9 protein-coding genes are annotated in these 17,564 nt (G+C 48.1%); all 9 read left to right on the plus strand.

Features of this window, described 5'->3' with window-relative positions; translation table 11 throughout:
* The first annotated feature begins 2 nt into the window (after positions 1 to 2).
* A complete protein-coding gene (locus tag OP864_RS09745) occupies positions 3 to 1,718 on the plus strand; it encodes a tetratricopeptide repeat protein (RefSeq protein ID WP_270098014.1) in 1,716 nt (571 codons plus the stop codon).
* On the plus strand, positions 1,711 to 2,655 hold the full coding sequence (lolB1, locus tag OP864_RS09750; RefSeq protein ID WP_270098015.1) for a lipoprotein insertase outer membrane protein LolB1: 945 nt from the start codon (positions 1,711 to 1,713) through the stop codon (positions 2,653 to 2,655). Before OP864_RS09745 ends, lolB1 begins: the two co-directional genes overlap by 8 nt.
* Positions 2,624 to 3,835 (plus strand): murein hydrolase activator EnvC family protein, encoded by a 1,212-nt coding sequence (locus OP864_RS09755; RefSeq protein ID WP_270098016.1) that lies wholly within the window; start codon positions 2,624 to 2,626, stop codon positions 3,833 to 3,835. The genes lolB1 and OP864_RS09755 overlap by 32 nt, the downstream gene beginning before the upstream one ends.
* 28 nt (positions 3,836 to 3,863) lie before the next feature.
* On the plus strand, positions 3,864 to 5,075 hold the full coding sequence (gene hflX, locus OP864_RS09760) for a GTPase HflX (protein ID WP_270098017.1): 1,212 nt from the start codon (positions 3,864 to 3,866) through the stop codon (positions 5,073 to 5,075).
* 1,036 nt (positions 5,076 to 6,111) lie between these two features.
* Positions 6,112 to 8,979, plus strand: coding sequence for a TonB-dependent receptor (locus tag OP864_RS09765; protein WP_270098018.1), 2,868 nt, complete (start codon positions 6,112 to 6,114; stop codon positions 8,977 to 8,979).
* A gap of 203 nt (positions 8,980 to 9,182) precedes the next feature.
* Entirely contained in the window at positions 9,183 to 13,655 is a 4,473-nt protein-coding gene (locus OP864_RS09770) for a CHAT domain-containing protein (RefSeq protein WP_270098019.1), read from the plus strand.
* Between the two features lie 196 nt (positions 13,656 to 13,851).
* A complete protein-coding gene (locus OP864_RS09775; RefSeq protein ID WP_270098020.1) occupies positions 13,852 to 15,864 on the plus strand; it encodes a hypothetical protein in 2,013 nt (670 codons plus the stop codon).
* A gap of 325 nt (positions 15,865 to 16,189) precedes the next feature.
* The gene (locus tag OP864_RS09780; protein WP_270098021.1) at positions 16,190 to 16,933 is read left to right on the plus strand and encodes a redoxin; all 744 of its coding nucleotides are present in this window, start codon (positions 16,190 to 16,192) and stop codon (positions 16,931 to 16,933) included.
* A complete protein-coding gene (locus OP864_RS09785) occupies positions 16,933 to 17,547 on the plus strand; it encodes a hypothetical protein (RefSeq protein ID WP_270098022.1) in 615 nt (204 codons plus the stop codon). The genes OP864_RS09780 and OP864_RS09785 overlap by 1 nt, the downstream gene beginning before the upstream one ends.
* The last annotated feature ends 17 nt before the right edge of the window (positions 17,548 to 17,564 follow it).

Genomic DNA, 17,564 nt, shown 5'->3' on the forward strand with positions numbered 1-17,564 from the left:
TTATGTCTATACTCAAATACATGTTGTTGTCTTCTGCACTTTTGGCTAGCCAATTGGGCCAAGCACAAAAGGCAGAGGAGCAGCGGCCCGAAGAAGCCGAAATACTCTTGCAAAAACAATTTATTGAGGCGTCTAGAGAAAAGATTTTGGGCAATAGCAGCGAGGCATTAGCCCGCTATAAGGAAATTGTAGAAAAGGCGCCCAAATTGACTGCGTCCTACTACCAAATGGCCGAAATCTATGAGGAGCTTAAGCAGCCCGAAGAAGCGCTGAAGGCCTTGGCCCGTTGCCATGAGCTTGCCCCAAAAGAACCCATTTATTTGACGGCCTATGCCAAAGCGCTAAGTAAACAGGGCAAACATAAGGAGGCAGCCAAACTTTATGAGGATCTGGTCAAAGAGAATAAAGAAGAACGCTACTTTCATGATTGGATTTTCTATTTGCTCCGAGATAAGGACCAAAAAATGGCCATTAAGGTCTATGACCGCCTAGAAAAAGAGAAGGGCCCTAAAGCAGATTACTACCTCAAGCGGCATAAGATTTATGCTCAAATGGGGAAGGACAAAAAGGCGCTCAAAGAGTTGGAAGAGCTACAAGAGCAGCTGCCCCCCTCTGCAGAGCATTATTTGCTTTTGGCCCAATACCAAGAACGCTTGGGTTTAGAAAAAGAAGCCAGAGCCAGCTATAAAGAAGTATTGGCCCTAGATCCCAAACAAGCCGATGCGAACATTGCCATGGCCGAGGTTTTTCGGGCCGAAGGGGATTATCCCCGCTACTTAAAGGCCCTAGAACAGGTCTTTGCCGATGGGGGACAACCGCCTTTGGCCAAGATAAAAGTCTTAGAACCCTTGGTCAATGCCTACTTATCGGGCAATAGCCAAATTGATGGAGCAAGTTTGCAGCGTTTGGCCAAAAATATTCTTCAGCAGCATCCGGGCTATGCGCAGGCGAGCCTGCTCTATGGCGATTTGCTCAGCCAGGATAGAAAATATGGCCTAGCCGCCCAAGCTTATGAGGAAGCCCTGGCCCAAAACAAAAACCAACTGCCCATTTGGGGGCAATTGATGGCGAGCTACAACCGCCTACAGAATAGCCAAGCTTTACTGAAAACGGCCCAGGAATGTGTGAGTTTGTTTCCTGCCCAAGCCCTAGGCTATTACTATCAGGGATTGGCCCAAAACCAGCTAGAAGATTATACCGCAGCAGGCAAAAGCCTAAAAAGAGCCATTGAGCGGGCCTTTGACCAGCAGCAGCTCAAGGCGCATGCGCAGGCGGCCTTGGGGCAGGCCTTGGCTGGGCAAAAAAAATATACAGAAGCCGAAAAGCAATTTGAGCAAGCTCGGGCTATTTTACCCAAGGCGCCTGCGCCTATGGCCAGCTATTGCCAAAGCTTATTGGCCCAAAATAAGTCCTTGGATGAGGTAGAAAAAATGAGCAAAACCCTACTAAAAGAAGATGCTTACAATCCCCTTTATTTGGGAATTGCCGCCCGTTTGGCCTATTTGAAAAACGACTTTAGAGGGGCCAAAAAAGAGTTTGGAAAAGCCTTTGACAATGGGGGTGAACGAAATCCGCTTTTGCAAGAACAATATGGCGATCTGTTGTTTAAAATGGGAGATTTGGAAGGCGCCCTTACGGCTTGGAAAAAAGCCAAAGAACTGGGGAGCGTTTCGACTATATTAGAGCGGAAAATTGAAAGCAAGAGCTTATATGAGTAAATCTGTGCGAAGAAAAACGGCCCTAGCCGCCCTAGGCGGCAGCGGCCTAGCGATGCGGAGCGGGTGCCCCGCAGGGGCAGACCGAGGCGGCCAAGCCGCCGAAGGGCCGAGCGAGCAGCGAGCCCCGCAGCGTAGCGCCGCAGCTTGCTGCGGAGGCCCCCAAAAAAAGTACTTAGAATTCCTAATCCTCCTCTTTTTAGTGTTCAGCTTGGGCGCTTGTAAATCTGGCGAGCGCTTGGCCAAAAAGACCGAAGAGCGGACGAAAAAAGAGCTGCTCAATCGCTTAAAAGCCCAATATCTGGACTTTGAGTGGTTGGAGGCCAAGGGCAAGGGTAAACTGAAAACCGAAGAAGAAAACCTTTCTTTTAGTCTGAAAATGAGGATGCGGCGAGATAGCCTGATTTGGATGACCTTTAAAAAAGTGAGTGTGGAGGGCCTGCGCTTGCAGATTTCTAAAGACCGTTTGGAGACCTTAAATCGGCAGGCCAATGAATATCGGGCAGAGCCTTATGGCAAATTGGAAGAGCAATTGGGCGTAAATTTGAGCCTGCGAGAACTGCAAGATTTGCTCTTGGGGAATCCGATTTTATTGGAGCGTTTAGATTTCAAATTAAAGCAGGATAGTCAGTATTATCATTTGACGAGCCCCCTGCCAAAGGAGGGGCAACTGCAGCTTTGGTTGGATGCCGATTATCGGATTCGGAAAAGCCGTATTCAGCGGACGGAAGCGGAATATATGACCGTTACTTTTGAGGATTATCAGGAGGTAAATGGGAAATATTTGGCTTTTACAAAGATCTTGGAGGCCCAAAATGCAGCGGGAAAATCCGTATATTTGAAGATTGATTTGAAGAAAATAGAATTAAACGAGCCGCAGCGCATGCGTTTTAAGGTGCCCGATCATTATGAGCAATGGATTAACGGCTATAAGCAGTAGCATTTGTTTATTGATATGTTTGTGGACCCTGCCCTTGCTCGGGCAGAGTCGGGCCGAGCTATTGGCCAAACGCAAGCGCCTGAGCCAGCAAATTGCGCAAACGGCCTCTTTACTGGACCAAACCGCCAGCAATAAAAGCCAAACCGTAGAGGAATTGGCTTCTTTGCAAAAGCAATTGGAGCAACGACAAGAGCTTTTGGAGGTTTTGGAAAAAGAACAGGCCCAATTGGCCGCCGAAACCAAGGAAAGAGAGCTTAAACTGGCCGAACTACAAGGCCAATTATCCGCTTTTAAGGCCAGTTATAAAAAGGTGTTGGTGGAGCTTTACAAAACCAAAAAGACTAGCTCCTATTGGGGCAATTGGTTGAGCTTTAGTGGCTGGAGCCGCTCTTACCGCCAAAGCATTTACCTCAAAGAACTAGAGGAAAAACGGCGGCGACAAGCCCTGCTCTTGCAAAAAACAGCCGATAAAGAAGCCGAGGAATTGGCCCAACTAGAAAAAAAGCGCATCGAGCAAGAACAATTACTAATAGCCACCAAAGAACAGCAGCTACAACTAGAAGAAGAACTGAGCGATAAGGACCAATTACTCAAATCGCTTAAGCGCAAAGAAGGCAGCCTGCGGCAGGCCCTAAAAGCCAAAGAACGGCAGAAAAAGCAGCTCAACCGAAACATTGAAGCCGCTATTCAGGCCCAAATGCTCGCCGCAAAAAAGAAAGCCCGAGTCTATGAAGACGGAGGTAGTAGCAATAGCTACAAAACAAGTAGTAATCAACAATTTAAATCTAAAAAAGGGAAACTTCCCGCCCCCGTGAGCGGTAGCATCATTGCCGCCTTTGGCCGAAGAAGACACCCTCTTTTTGAAGAAGTATATTTAGAAAACAATGGAGTAGATTATCGAACAGCGGCCAAGGCCAGCGTCCGAAGCATTGCCGACGGACGAGTGGTCAGCCTTTTTGAGATACCTGGCAGCGGAAAAGCAATATTGGTCCAACATGCCAATTATTATAGCTCTTACGCCCATATCCAAAACGCCAAAGTAAAAGCTGGACAAAAAGTAAGTGCGGGCCAGCAATTGGCCGAAGTGAGCAAAGACCCGCAATCAGGAACCTATATCCTGCATTTTGAATTATGGGAGGGCAAGAAAAAACTGAACCCACAACAGTGGTTGCGCCCTTAGATTTTGAACGAACTCGAAGTTATATAGTATGTCAGAGAAGTGGAACTTAGGAGAAAAGAATTTTCAGCCCAAATTGGGCATCGAAAAGGCCGTTTTGGTGGCCGTTATTTTACCCGATCAGCCCGAAGAATTGGTGCATGAGCATTTGGATGAACTAGAGTTTTTGGCCGAAACCGCCGGGGCAAAAACGGTCAAACGATTTACTCAACGCCTAGATCATCCCGATCGCAGAACCTTTGTGCGCAAAGGGAAAATGGAGGAGATCCGAGATTATGTAGAAGATAAAGAGATCAATCTGGTCATCTTTGATGACGATTTGACGGGTAAGCAAACTAGCTTTCTGGAAGAGGAAATTAAGTGCAAAATTGTCGATCGCTCTAGCCTGATCCTCGATATTTTTGCCTCTAATGCCCAAACCGCCCAAGCCAAAGCACAGGTAGAATTGGCCCAAATGCAATACCTTTTGCCCTGTTTGCGAGGGCTCTGGACCCACCTCGAACGCCAAAGAGGGGGTATCGGTATGCGTGGACCTGGGGAAAAGGAAATTGAAACGGATAGACGGATTGTCCGCGACCGCATTTCTTTGCTCAAAAAGAAGCTAGAAAAAATCGACCTGCAAGCCAGCACCCAAAGAAAAAGCCGTCAGGGCATGATCCGGGCCGCTTTGGTGGGCTACACCAATGTTGGAAAATCTACCCTGATGAATCGCCTCGGCAAATCAGAGGTTTTGGTCGAAAATAAACTCTTTGCCACCCTCGATACTACGGTCCGAAAGGTGGTGGTGGGCAATATGCCTTTCTTGCTCTCCGATACGGTCGGCTTTATCCGAAAACTGCCCCACCATTTGGTCGAAAGCTTTAAGTCTACCCTCGATGAGGTCCGAGAAAGTGACCTGCTCATCCATGTGGTCGATATCTCACACCCCCAATATCGCGACCATATTCAGGTGGTGGAGCAAACCCTCAAGGAGCTGGGCGCGGGCAGCATTCCCTGCCTCTATGTCTTCAATAAAATGGACCGCTACCGCTCGGAGGTTTTTGACGATTTCTTGACCGCTGAAGAAAGAGAGCAGCTAGAAAGCGAACTCAGAAAACAATGGCAGGAGAAAACCCAAAATAAGGCGACCTTTATGGCCGTTACCGAAGAGGAGGGCATCGAGGAGTTTAGAGAAAGCCTGGCCCAACATATCGGCGAGCTCTATATAGAGCGCTACCCGCACAAAAAGAACTTTTGGTATTAACCGCCTTTTTTAAGGGATCATATAAATAGCAAGTGGATGTTAGTTCTGCTTGCTATTTTTTTGGGGCCCGCGGCCGGCAAGCTCGGCCGCCGCTATGCTTCGCCGCTCGCAGGTCTGCTCGGCCCTGCAGCCGCCTTCGGCGGCTTGGGTCTGGCCCTGCGGGCCACGGCTGCGCAGCGCTGGGCCGCTCATCGGTCTTTCTTCTTTTGGCGGTCTTCTTCGGCGGCTTGGCCGTTTTGGGGAGACTGTTTAAAATTTTGTGTTTCTCCTTTTTGCTGCCTAGGGACAAGCCCCTAGGCTAGCTTTTGAGAGCCCTCTAAAGAGGGCCTTTGGATGAGGTCCTTCTTTGAAATAACTACTTAGCAAGGCCTTATATATCAGCAGTTGAGGCCCTCGCAGAGGGCTGACTTCATTGGATTAGCCTAGGGGCTTGTCCCTAGGCGATGAATGGCTGAATCCTGCTTTTGAGCACTAAGCTAAAGGCCAAAATTTTATTCTAATACACACAAAATCCTGAACAGTCCCTTAGCGCAGTTTACAAATGCCGTTTCACAAATTGCGAATAGGGCGTAAAGGTTTTGATGAGGTGTTTGATCTCTGTCAAATAGGGCAAAAAGGTTTTGATGGGGTGTTTGATCTCTGTCAAATAGGGCAAAAAGGTTTTTATGGGCTGTTTTGCCTTTAGTCATGGCGGCTTAAAAGTCCCTGCTTCATTGAAGAAAGGCGAAGGTATTCGATTTTCAGGACCTGCGGCTTTTAAGCTGCAGGCCAAGGGGTGGCCAAAATCTAGCTTAGTGGTTCCGAAATTGGCTGCGGGTTTCAACCTGCAGCTATGGCCAAAGGCCAAACGGCCTAGCGATGTGCAGCAGTGCGGCGCAGCCGCAGACCCAGGCCGTCAGGCCGCAGGGCCGAGCAGACCTGCGAGCTGCGAAACGTAGCGCCGCAAGGCGAAGCCGCAGCGGAGGCCCCAAAAAAATAGAACTAGAATAGGATACTCTATAATTGCTTATGTACCTTTGTGGAAACTACAACTGCGATGAAATACCCTCTCCTCTTTCTTTTTCAGTTTTTGAGTTTTTGTTTATTGGCCCAAACGGGCTCTATTCGGGGTAAGGTCAGTGATGCCGAGGCGGGCAAGCCTTTGGTTGGGGCTTTACTGCTTTTGGAGCAAAATGGGCAACAACTCAAAGAAGTACAAACTGATTTAGATGGCAACTTTGTCATTTTGTCGGTAGCTGCGGGCGTATATAGTTTAATTTGTACGCATCCAGAGGCGCCCAAACAAGAAATAAAGGGCATGACAATTCGGGAGGGCGGCATTCGCTTGGCCTATTTCCGCTTGGGGAACCCCGATATAGATTTGGGCGGTAAGGCCGAAGAAAATCACCAGAGCCAAAACCTCAACCGCTATTCGGCCCAAAGTATGCTCTTGCGCAGAAAAAGTAGCCAGCAAATTATAGAAACCCTAGCTGCCGAATCTGTTTTCCACTCTGGCGATGAGGACCTGAGTAAGGCCTTGCGTCAATTGCCCCAAGTTAATGTAGAAAACAACAACCAACTATTTATCCGAGGACTAGGCGGGCGCTATCTAAAAACCCTGCTCAATGGGGCCGAACTGCCCAGCTTGGATCTCAACAATAGCCTGATTCAACTTGACCTTTTTCCCAGCACAATCATCGACCATATCATTTTGGAAAAAGGCTATTCGGCAGAGCAGTTGGCGAGCTCGGGCACGGGCATTATCAATATAGAAACCCGCCGCTTTCCAGAAAAACAGCAGTTGCAGCATCAATTGCATATTGGGATGCACCAAAGTGCTAGCTTCAACCCCAACTTTATGAGCTATGAGGGGGGGAGTCTGGACCTTATCGGCCTAGATGATGGCAGCCGAAGCCTACCCTCCGATGCCCTGAACCTACCCGATAATCCCTCTTCTAGAGACCTGACCCTAGCCTTGCGCAATAGAAGTCTGGCTTTTCCAGCCAACTTTAGCACGCAAATGAATATGCCTGGCCCCAATCTGGGCCTCAATTTCTCCATCAGCCGCCGAAAAGACCTTAAAAAAGGCCGCTCGATTAGCTACGCTTTTGTGGCCCTCTTTAAGCGATTTTCTATGATGTATGAGGGCGGTTATGCGGCTATGCACCATCTCATTGGCGACTATGAAGCCAATTATGAGCTTGAAAATCAGTTGGAGCTTAGCGACCAATTTTATCAGGAACAAACCCGAGTCAATCTCTTTTTTACCCTATCCTATAAGAGCCGTCGCAACCGCATCTCTTTGGTCATTATGGATAATCTAGGGACCGAAAAAAGCTATCGAGAGCTAGAAGGCCTAGGCGGCAGATATCAGTTTGTATCGGGCCTAGGGCCAGATACTCGCTACCGCACAAAGAGTTGGGATTTTGAGCAGAAGAATATTGCCGCCTTGCAGCTTTTGGGCCGGCACCTCCGCCAAAATGAAGCCCTAGAAATTGATTGGACCCTCTCGGCTAGCCTCTCTAATAATAACCAACCCGACCTCCGCTATTTTAATGAGGTCTATAGCGTGAATACCTTTAGCGGCGAAGAACAAAGCCACCGCATTATTGAGGGGGCAGGAGGAGAACCTCGCCGTTTTTACCGACAAATTCAGGCCTTTAGCGGAGAAGGACAACTCAATTTTAAGCGAAAGTATAAGCAAAAACGACTCAAAAGCCTGAGCTGGGGCTTTAGAGGCACCGCCAAATATCAATACTTTGATGAACGCCAATTGCGCTATTCTACGAGCTATTTGCCCTATACGGGCGGGGGCGCAGCCAATTATATTCAAAGCAGCAACTACATCAATTGGTCCGATAGTACAAACAGCCTTGTCCCAGGCATCTTCATCGAAAATGCCTATGATTCTACCAATAATTATGTGGCCCTAGAGCTCCTTTTGGGCGGCTATACTTCTAGTCTCTGGACCCTCGGGCCAAAAACGCAGCTAGAGGCAGGCTTCCGCCTAGAAGGCGTCATCAATGCCTATACGGGCTTCGATCAAGATAGCATTTCGGTAGATGGGGTCAATATGTATCCCGTCCTTTTACCCGCCTTTTCGCTTCGGCATGAACTGGATAAAGATATGCTTTTCCGCCTGGCCTATTCGGCCACAATTGCCCGCCCTTCTTTGCGAGAACTTTCGGCCTTTACCTCTTTTGATTATATGGGCGACTACCAAATTACGGGCAATTTGGAGCTGGCCAAACAGCCTACACATTTACAGCATCTCGATATTCGCTGGGAGAATTATGAGGGCCAACGCAGCCTTCTAGCTGGGGGCTTTTTTGCCAAATACCTCCGAAACCCTATCGAGCTGGCTACCCTAGAACCTGGCTTTAGCGACCAAATGCAGTTTCGAGCCGCTCCTTGGGGCTATCTGCTGGGCATGGAAATCGAGCTGCGGCAAGAGCTAGGCATGCTGGGCGAATGGGGCGATGCTTGGTGGATGCAGTTCAATTTTAGCTATATCTATGCCCGAGCCAAAATTGCCGAGGAAGAACTAGATTTTATGCGCCTAGAACGAGCCGATGCCCCTAGTTTTCGCCCGCTTTTTGGCCAATCTCCCTATAATTTGAGCATTCTCTTGCAATATCAAAATAAAAAGTTAAATTTTGAGGCTAACTTGGGCCTTCAGGTCCAAGGCGAACGCCTAGCTTATGTCATTTATGGCAATACCCCCGATATAATAGAGCAGCCTCGCCCCAACCTAGATTTTCATCTGAATAAACCTCTAGGCCGACATTTTGAGCTCCGCTTTTCGGTCCAAAACCTCTTAGATAGCCCATTTTTGCAAACCCAAACCTTCAAGGCGAGGGAGTACGCTTATCGGCAGTTCAATTGGGGCCGTAGCTTCAATTTGGGCTTCTATTATAATATGTAATTTTTTGGGGCCTCAGCAGCAAGCTGCTGCGGGCTGTCTCGCAGCTCGCTGTTCGCTCGGCCCTGCAGCGGCTCCGCCGCTTTGGTCTGCCGCCTGCGGCGGCCCTGCTGCCCATCCCTAGGCCGCTCAACAGTCGGCCTAGCTCAGGGCCCCCCTCTTCGGCCCCCCAACAAATTTATCTCCCTAAATAAAACTTCCCCCTTATGATTTATCGGATACTCCTCTTTTCTTCCTTTTTGCTCTTCAGCCTGAGCCTCTTGGGCCAAAAGAATTTGGGCGACTCTGTGCTGCAAGCCAGAAAAGCCCTGGCCGAAGTCGAATTGCTCAATTCTAAAGAACATCCCAATTATGCCGAAAAGGCCATGGATCTGGCCATGCTCTATTATCGCCAAGAGCTAAGCGAGGAACCCGATAGCTTGGTCGCCCAAGCCCTAAGAGTCTTGGGCCGAGAATATGGCGAAGCCTCCGACAAGTTTCAAAGCCAATTGGCCAAATTAGACGATGAAAAAGCTTGCTTCCTCTATAGCAACTACCAAATCGAAAAGGCCAAATATGCCGATGGCGAAAATAGTCTGGCCCACCTCAAAGCACTACGAGAACTGGTAAAATGTTACCTCATTACCGTAGATTATGCCGGCCATGATCTAGCCGTCTTAATCGCCCAAAAATTAGAAGAAAATCATCCCGAAGAGGATCTCGCCGACTTTATGGCCTTTCTGCCCAAAAACTTAAATCAGCTGGTCCTGCTTCAACGCTCCTTTGAACGCCAAAGAGGCGAAAACTTTCAGGATTTATCAGACCTGATTGAAACAGAAGCTCAAAATAAAACCGAACGACTTATCCTACAAGATATTAGCCTCTTGCTGTATAAGGCCCTTTTGGTCGAAAGTGAGTCTTCTCTCTATTACGGAAGTAAGTTTCAGTCTTATATGCAGCTAAGGGAACAAATACTTAGCCTGCAAGCAGAAGGACTAGAGGCCGAAGCTAGACGCATTAAGCAAAAAATGCCCGCCGAAATGCAACGCTTTTTTGCCCAAGAAATGGAGGTCCGTGCTCTGCTCGCTAAGCATGAAACCAATAGCGAAACCTTCTATAAAAAGTTTAAGGCCTTTATTGATGATAGTGATCAAGGCTATGCCTATGAGTTTACCGATGTAAATATTACAGAGGAAGTAAATGCCGTATTAGCAGATCTGAAAAAATATCATGGCGGCCGCAAAGCTACTTTCTATTATCAGTTTAAGTATATCAAAGATAGCCAGCGCTATAGCGATGAGGAAATAGAACGCCGTAGCCTAGCCGAGGAGCTAGAAGCTATTCAGAAAGAAAATGGTGGAGATATTAGTGAGGAGGAACTAGATGTCCGCCTCAAAATGGCCCTGCTAGCAGTTAAGGACCTAGATGATGAACTGGCTTTTCAGTCTTTTCAAGACCTATTATCTGCCGCACTAAGTAAAGATCTAGACGACCTCGACCTTGATGCCATAATGGCCGATGATTATGTTCCAGATGATAGCCCCGATACGGAAGAGATTTACTTGGCCAAAATTCCACAACCTTGGCGGGATATTATGGAAGAAGAGACCAAAATTCTCATTGCTGACTATAATGAAGATCAAAAACTTCCCTTTTATAAGGTAGCCGCAGGAGCCCAATTGGTTAAAGCCGGGATTCTGGTCTATGATAAGGGCTTTAAGTATATAAAGGAGGCCATCCGAGAGGTAACCCCCCAGGATGAAGAGGCGCTGGTTCAGGCCATTATTCCTATTCTAAAAGAACGCCCACTAATGTTCTATGACGATATTTATAAGGCTGCTGTGGCCCATTTATCTTTGGCCAGCAATAGAGCATTAACTGCCGCCACCCTAGAGTTTATCCGCAAAGCAGAGGGCAGCATCTACAATGATGAGTATGCCGATGTTTTGGCCATGAAGGCCCGCTACCTTTATGATCAGGAGGATAGCGAAAAGAATGGTCTGGCCCAAGAAGCCCTGGCCACCTACGAACAAGCCCTCATGATTTATGAGAAAACAGAGGGGATCTCTATCTTTTATGTAGAACTACTAGAAAAAATTACCGCTAAGCTCCTTAAGGATGATCGCTGGGAGACCGCTAGTAGCCAACAACTTTTTGAGCGCCGCCTCAAGGGGTTTGAGCTGCAAGATATAGAGGTTTATATGGGCCGCTATTTACGAGCCTATCAGGATTTTGCCAATTGGCATTATGAGAACGATCGCTATGTAAAGGCCGAGGGACTCTATAAAAAAATGCTGCTCCGCCTGCCCGATGCCGATGAATTTGACCGTGAAGTGGTGGATGAGGCGGAAGTCTACTACCGCCTAGGCCGTATTTATCGCAAAACAGGCCGCTATGTTGCCGCCTATGAAGCCCTACAAACAGCCCAACAAAAGGTGGCCGAGCCCAGCGGCCTTTTGGTCCAAATTCTAGATGATTTTGGCCAAACACTACAAGCCCTAGGCGAATACCAAGAGGCTAAAGATTACTTTGACCAAGCTCTTGTCCTGCTCCTAGAACTCGAAAGCCAAGGCCAGGTTAACCGCAGTACAAAGTTTAAGGATGCCCTGAATTATATCAAAATCCTTCGCCACCAAGGGGGCGCCATGCTCGAAGAAGGAGAGTACGAACAGGCCTACGATATCTTTAAGCGAATTATGGCCTATGAGGAGCAGTCTAGCTTGCTCGACTTTAAATATGATGCCTCTCTACAACAATTGTTGGCCCTTTACTATGACCTCATGTATGAGGATGAAAAAGCCAAAAAATATCAGGAAATGGCCCTAAAGGGCTTAAAAGACCCCACCGAATTGGCCGACCTTCAGCTGCAAATAGCTAGCTTTTACCAAAAAAGAGAACAGCTAGAAAAAGCAGAGGTCCACTATCTAAAGGCTTTGGATATTGACCTAAAACGCCTAGAGGATAGCTATAATGATTTGCCCGAAGAGGAACGCCTAGAGTTTTTGCGCCCCTTAGCCAAACGACTCAATGCCTTTTTCTTGTTTGTGGCCCAAAACCCTCAGCCCAATTTGGTCCAAACAGCCCTAAACGCTCACTTTAGAGTAAAGGGCCTAGCCCTAGAAACTAGTAGCAATATCCGCCAAGTTATTTATGCCTCCGATAATGTGGTGCTGCAAAATAACTTTGAGAAAATGCAAAATCTCAAAAAGGAGGTGGCCCGCCTGCTTAGCCTTAGCCCCAAAGAACGAAAGGCCGAAGGCGTACAACTGACGGTCCTAGAAAAAGAAATTAAGGACCTAGAAGAACGAATTAGCCGAGACTCTAAACCCCTAAGAGAGGTCTTTGAACAAGAAAATCAACAGCTCAATTTGGCCCAACTCAAAGAAAAGTTAGGCGAAAATGAGGCCGCTGTCGATTTCTTGCGCCTAGAGCGAAGCGATGATTACGGAAATATTAGCGCCCAGTATTATGGAATGCTCATGCGCCCCGAATGGGAAGGACCCAAAATGATCCCCCTTTGCCTGGAAAGCGAATTGGCGATGAGCCTGCAAAATGAGGTTTCTCCTGCTGGACTCAACTATATTACAGATGACCTAGAGAGCAATAATCTCTATTTTATGCTTTGGGAACCCATGGAAAAAGAGCTGGAAGGCGCCAAAACTATCCATCTCTGTCCCACCGGATTATTGGCCAAAATTGCCTTTGCCACCCTGCGAGTAGATGATTTTTCTCGCCTTCGTCTGATGGACCGCCACGATATTATTTATCATAGCGCCATGCGAGACCTCCTCCGAGAGCAGACCGCTAGCCAAAAGGCCAAAATCTCTTTGATTGGTGGGGTAAAATTTGACCTTAGCCAAACAGAACTAGAACTTGTGGCCCAAGCACAAAATGTAGAACTCCCCTTTGAGAAAATCAAAGAGGGCGAACTGGGTATTCCTGATTTTGGAACCTTTAATGAGGAGGCCCTAGCCGCCAATTTACCCAGCCCCAAAGCTGGCGCTAGCCGTGGCGAAGACTTCCTTTATTTGCAAGGAACAGAAAAAGAGGTCAACCAAATTGCCCAGCAGTTTCAGGCCGAAAGCTGGGGCGTAAATAAAATTATGGGCCTCAATGCGCTAGAAGAAACCGTAGTAGAGCATATCAACCGAGAGGAGCCCAATATTTTGCATGTAGCCACACATGGCTATTTTTTCCCTGCGCCAAAAGTAGAAACGGACCTGCGCAAGGCCCTGGCCCAAAAGGAGCAAGAAAAAACCTTTGAAGAGCGCTTGGCCGAAATCGAAAATCCGCTCTTCCGCTCGGGCTTGGCCCTGACCAATATTAACTATGTCTGGAAAGGCCGAGCCCCCATCGAGGGCCTAGCCGATGGGATCTTTAGTGCCTATGAGGTGTCTAACCTCAATCTTTTCCAAACGGAATTGGTGGTCCTTTCGGCCTGTGAAACAGGCCGAGGCGATATTGATAATAATGAAGGAATTATGGGCTTGCAAAGGGCATTTAAGATGGCCGGTGCCCAACGCCTGATCATTAGTCTTTGGAAGGTGCCCGATGCCCAGACCTCTGAGCTGATGCAGCGTTTTTATCGCCACTACTTATCTTTGGGCAATTATCATAAGGCTTTCCGCTTGGCCCAAGACGAAATGCGGGCGCAGTATCGCAACCCCTATTATTGGGCGGCCTTTATTCTGCTCGAGTAAGCGGCCCCGCCTGGCCTAGCGCTGCGGAGCGGGTGGCCGAAGGCCAGACCAAAGGCGAAACGAAGTGAAGCCTGAAGGGCCGAGCAGACCTGCGAGCCCCGTAGCATAGCGGCGGCCGAGCTAGGCAAAGCCTAGCCGGCCGCAGGCCCCAAAAGTACATCCAAAACAAACATTCATCATATTTAATTGCAATTGTATGAAAACCTATCTCCATTATTTTGCAGCCCTTTTGCTGCTGTTTACCCTAAGCCCTTCCCTAGAAGCCCAGATGATTCATGACGCCCGAAAAATTCGGGAAATGATTGATGAAGATGGGATGCTGATGACGACAAAATCGACACAATCAGAATTGATTAAGTTGTTGGCCTATAACTTGGACCGCCCCCTAGCCAAGTCGGCTAGCCAGGCCGATGTCCTAGAAGCCTATGAAGATAACCCCTTTATTGCGCCCTATTTGGCTCTGGTGATGGCCGAAGAAGACCGAGGCGTAGAGGGTGACGGACAGCGGGCCCTTGGTGGTTTGGCCGGAGCCGCTAGTGGTTTGGGTATGCCCGGCTCTACCTTTATTATGGGCCTAACCGACTTTCTGGTCAATCGGACCAAACAGGAATTGACGATCGCCTTTTTTAAGGATTTTCAGAAAAAAGTGGAGGAATCTGAGGAGATGCGCTATCTCTTTCCTACCACTTCGGCCGTTTTGCTCCAAATTGATAAGGATATTTACCGCTTTAATGCCTTTTGGGAGGTTTTGAGAGAAAGCTTTTTGACCGACCTCAATGATTTGGGCTACCACCTCGATGATTTTGTACAAAATTCTTCTCGCATCAAGAGCCCCATGCAGCGCCATATGATGAGCGACTTTTTCAAGGTGGGCGAGCTCTTACAAGAGCAAACTCCTCCCGCTCAAATTGTGAGCTATATGGCTGAAGATGCCTATTTGCACGTGCTTACGCCCGAGGATGATAGCGCCGCTTTTGTGCCCGTGATGCAACGCAACCTCAAGCTATTGGGCTTGTTCTCTAAGGCTTTGGAGCAAAAAGATCAGTCTGGCTATTGGGTGACGCCCAATGAGGTGGTGGACCTTGTTCGCGACACCACTTTTAATGATATTTTCTTTGGCCTACTCTACCAAAAAGGAAAAGATTATCAAATTGATGAGGAGAAAACCTTGGGCGAAAGTCTTTTGGACCTCCGTGGCGATAACCTCAAGATGCGCTCATTGGTCAATAACCTTAAGCGCTTTGCCGATGAGGGCAAAAATGTACAACGCATTGCCAAGGATATTCGCGCCAGAAAAAATGCCCGCCGCCGAGCCAAAGGAGGTGCTACCCTAGACGAAAGCGAGAAGGAATTGGAGTTTGACGACTACTACCATTTTACTCAGGGAGTCTCGAACATGCTGCTCGAAGGCTATAACTTTAAGAAGCAGTTGGTGGGCGCTACGACCGAGCAAGATAGTATTGTAGACCGTTATTTGGGCATTGTGGGCGACCTCAACACCCTGGGCCTCAATATCCGCAAGAAGCATTATACTTCTGCAGTGATCAATACTTTGGTCATTATCGAAAAGCTCTTGCCCCAAGACGAATATGCTTGTGAGCGCAAGAATTTGATGAAGTACGGTAGCTTTATCGCTACGGCGGTACAAGCCAAATCCTCTAAGGAAGTGAGCCAGGCGATTTCGGCCTTTGCCTTGCCTCCTGGCGGCTCTGCCATTAAGAAATACTCTCGCTTTAGTGTGGCCATCAATGCCTATGTGGGCCTTTCTGCTGGCCAAGAGCACCTAAATGGTGTTGGAACGAGCAGCTTTTATTCTTTGGCCACTCCCGTTGGCGTGACCTTCAACTGGGGCTTCAAAGGCGCAGGTTCTATCAGTATTTTGGCCTCGGCTATCGATCTTGGCGCCCTGACTACCTTCCGCTTTGAGGGCGAAGGCGAAGATAATGTGAGCGAATTGCCCGAGCTAAAAATGGAAAATGTCTTTGCTCCCGGCGCTTACCTCATTTATGGGGTGCCCAAATATCCACTTTCTATTGGGGTGGGCGCACAGTTGGGTCCCAACCTCAGAGAGGTGACCAATGCGAGCCTGAATATCGATAAAACTAGCGGCTGGCGCTGGGGCGCATTCATCGCCGTTGATATTCCCATTGTGAGCCTTTATAGCTCTAATAAATACTACAAAAAATGCTGCAAAAGCTGTAATCAATAGATAACGCAAAGAGAAGTGCTTCAACAAGTGCTTCTCTTTTTTTTGGGGCCCGCGGCCGCCCAAAATAGGGCGGGCGGCCGCCGCTATGCTGCGGGGCTCGCAGGTCTGCTCGGCCCTGCGCGGGCTTTGCCCGCTGGGTCTGGCCTTCGGCCACCCGCTCCGCAGCGCTGGGCCATGGCTCGCTGCGCTCGCAGGCGGCTTCGCCGCCTTCCTGGACCAAAAAGGCATAAAATAGCCGCATAAACTCCCTAAACTATGCGCTAGTTCTTTAACTTTGCGGGCAGTTTGATGTTAAAATCAAAAAATAAACTATCCGATGAAAAATATGTCTAAAATATGGGCCTTTGGGAGCCTGTCGCTCAGCTTTTTATTAACGGCCTGCTTTGCTATCGAAAATGGCCAAGGCTTTCAGAAAATTGCCCCCGGCGGCTGGCGGGCGGTCTTTATGTTTGGAGAAGGAGAAGATGCCGAGCGAGTGCCCGTCCTCTTTAAGGCCATTAGCAGCCAAGAAGTCGATAAACCCCGCCTGCTTTTCTATAATGGAGACGATAGCGTCTATGCCGATAGCCTCCGTTTTTGGGGCGATACCCTCTTTGTGCACTTCAAAGAAACCGAAAACTACCTCCGCCTCATTCGAGAAGTAGACCTGATGGAAGGCAATTATATGGTGAAGGGCGCCGCCGCCAAAGGCGAGGACCTTCCCATTAAGCTCTATGCTAAGTTTAGCCGCCCACATCGCTTTAAGGATTTGCATATGGAACCCGCACATGATATCAATGGAAATTGGGCCTTAGATATTTTGGACCAAGAAGAAAACTTGATCCCTGGACAACTTAAGTTGCGGACAGATAAAAATACAGTCTATGCCGAGCTCAAATCAGGCATTAGCAAAAGCCCCATCCACTTAGAAGGCACGATCCAAAAGGACCAAATTAGACTTTCTGCCTTTACGGGCAAGGAACTGGTCTATATTTCGGCAGACCTTAGAGATGCCAATACCCTCGGCCGAGCTAAAATTCGCTACAATCAGCTGGAGTATGCCTGCTCTGCTAAAAAAATGAATCAATAATGTTGTTATTTGCCTTATTAGCCAGTTTGCTTTTGGTTGGTTTGGGGAGCTACTTTTTGCTGGCCCACTGGAACAAAAGACAAGAAAAGGCCATGCAAATACAATGGCAGTTTCTGCTCGACGAATATGCCCTCCAAAGCTTAAGCGCAGAAGAAGACGAGGCCTTTTTTCGCCTAGCCGCCAAAGGCGAACTAGCCGGCTTTCCGCTCTATATGGAGCAGTATAGCCGCAGCAGCAATAAAGCCGATAGCTATCAGTTTTTTGCCGAGCTGAGTCTCCCCAAAAATAGTCCGAAAACTTATTTGGGCCAAGAAACTCTGCTTAGCCAAATTCAAGCAGAATTAGGCTGGATAGATATCCAAATAGGAGAGGCCAAACTCGATGATAACTTCTTGCTCCGCTCAGAAAATGAGGCTTTTGTCCATCAGCTACTCAATGAAGAACTGATCCACCAACTCCTGCGCTTAGAGCGGCAATGGAAAGGACATTTTGAATGGGAGGCCAATACTCTCCGATTTGAAGCCTCTGCCATTTTGCTAGATGCAGAGGACCTGAAATGGGCCAAAGCGATGCTCAACCTCTTGGCATTATTGGCCAAAAAAACAATTAAATAGTAGAAAATCACCTTTTT

Origin of the sequence: Saprospira grandis, from assembly GCF_027594745.1 — a bacterium.
Taxonomy (GTDB): domain Bacteria; phylum Bacteroidota; class Bacteroidia; order Chitinophagales; family Saprospiraceae; genus Saprospira; species Saprospira grandis.

Bases quoted from the DNA above. Each gene is read 5' to 3' on its own strand.
- OP864_RS09745 (WP_270098014.1), top strand. From the start codon at position 3: ATGTCTATACTCAAATACATGTTGTTGTCTTCTGCACTTTTGGCTAGC.
- lolB1 (WP_270098015.1), top strand. From the start codon at position 1,711: ATGAGTAAATCTGTGCGAAGAAAAACGGCCCTAGCCGCCCTAGGCGGC.
- OP864_RS09755 (WP_270098016.1), top strand. From the start codon at position 2,624: ATGAGCAATGGATTAACGGCTATAAGCAGTAGCATTTGTTTATTGATA.
- hflX (WP_270098017.1), top strand. From the start codon at position 3,864: ATGTCAGAGAAGTGGAACTTAGGAGAAAAGAATTTTCAGCCCAAATTG.
- OP864_RS09765 (WP_270098018.1), top strand. From the start codon at position 6,112: ATGAAATACCCTCTCCTCTTTCTTTTTCAGTTTTTGAGTTTTTGTTTA.
- OP864_RS09770 (WP_270098019.1), top strand. From the start codon at position 9,183: ATGATTTATCGGATACTCCTCTTTTCTTCCTTTTTGCTCTTCAGCCTG.
- OP864_RS09775 (WP_270098020.1), top strand. From the start codon at position 13,852: ATGAAAACCTATCTCCATTATTTTGCAGCCCTTTTGCTGCTGTTTACC.
- OP864_RS09780 (WP_270098021.1), top strand. From the start codon at position 16,190: ATGTCTAAAATATGGGCCTTTGGGAGCCTGTCGCTCAGCTTTTTATTA.
- OP864_RS09785 (WP_270098022.1), top strand. From the start codon at position 16,933: ATGTTGTTATTTGCCTTATTAGCCAGTTTGCTTTTGGTTGGTTTGGGG.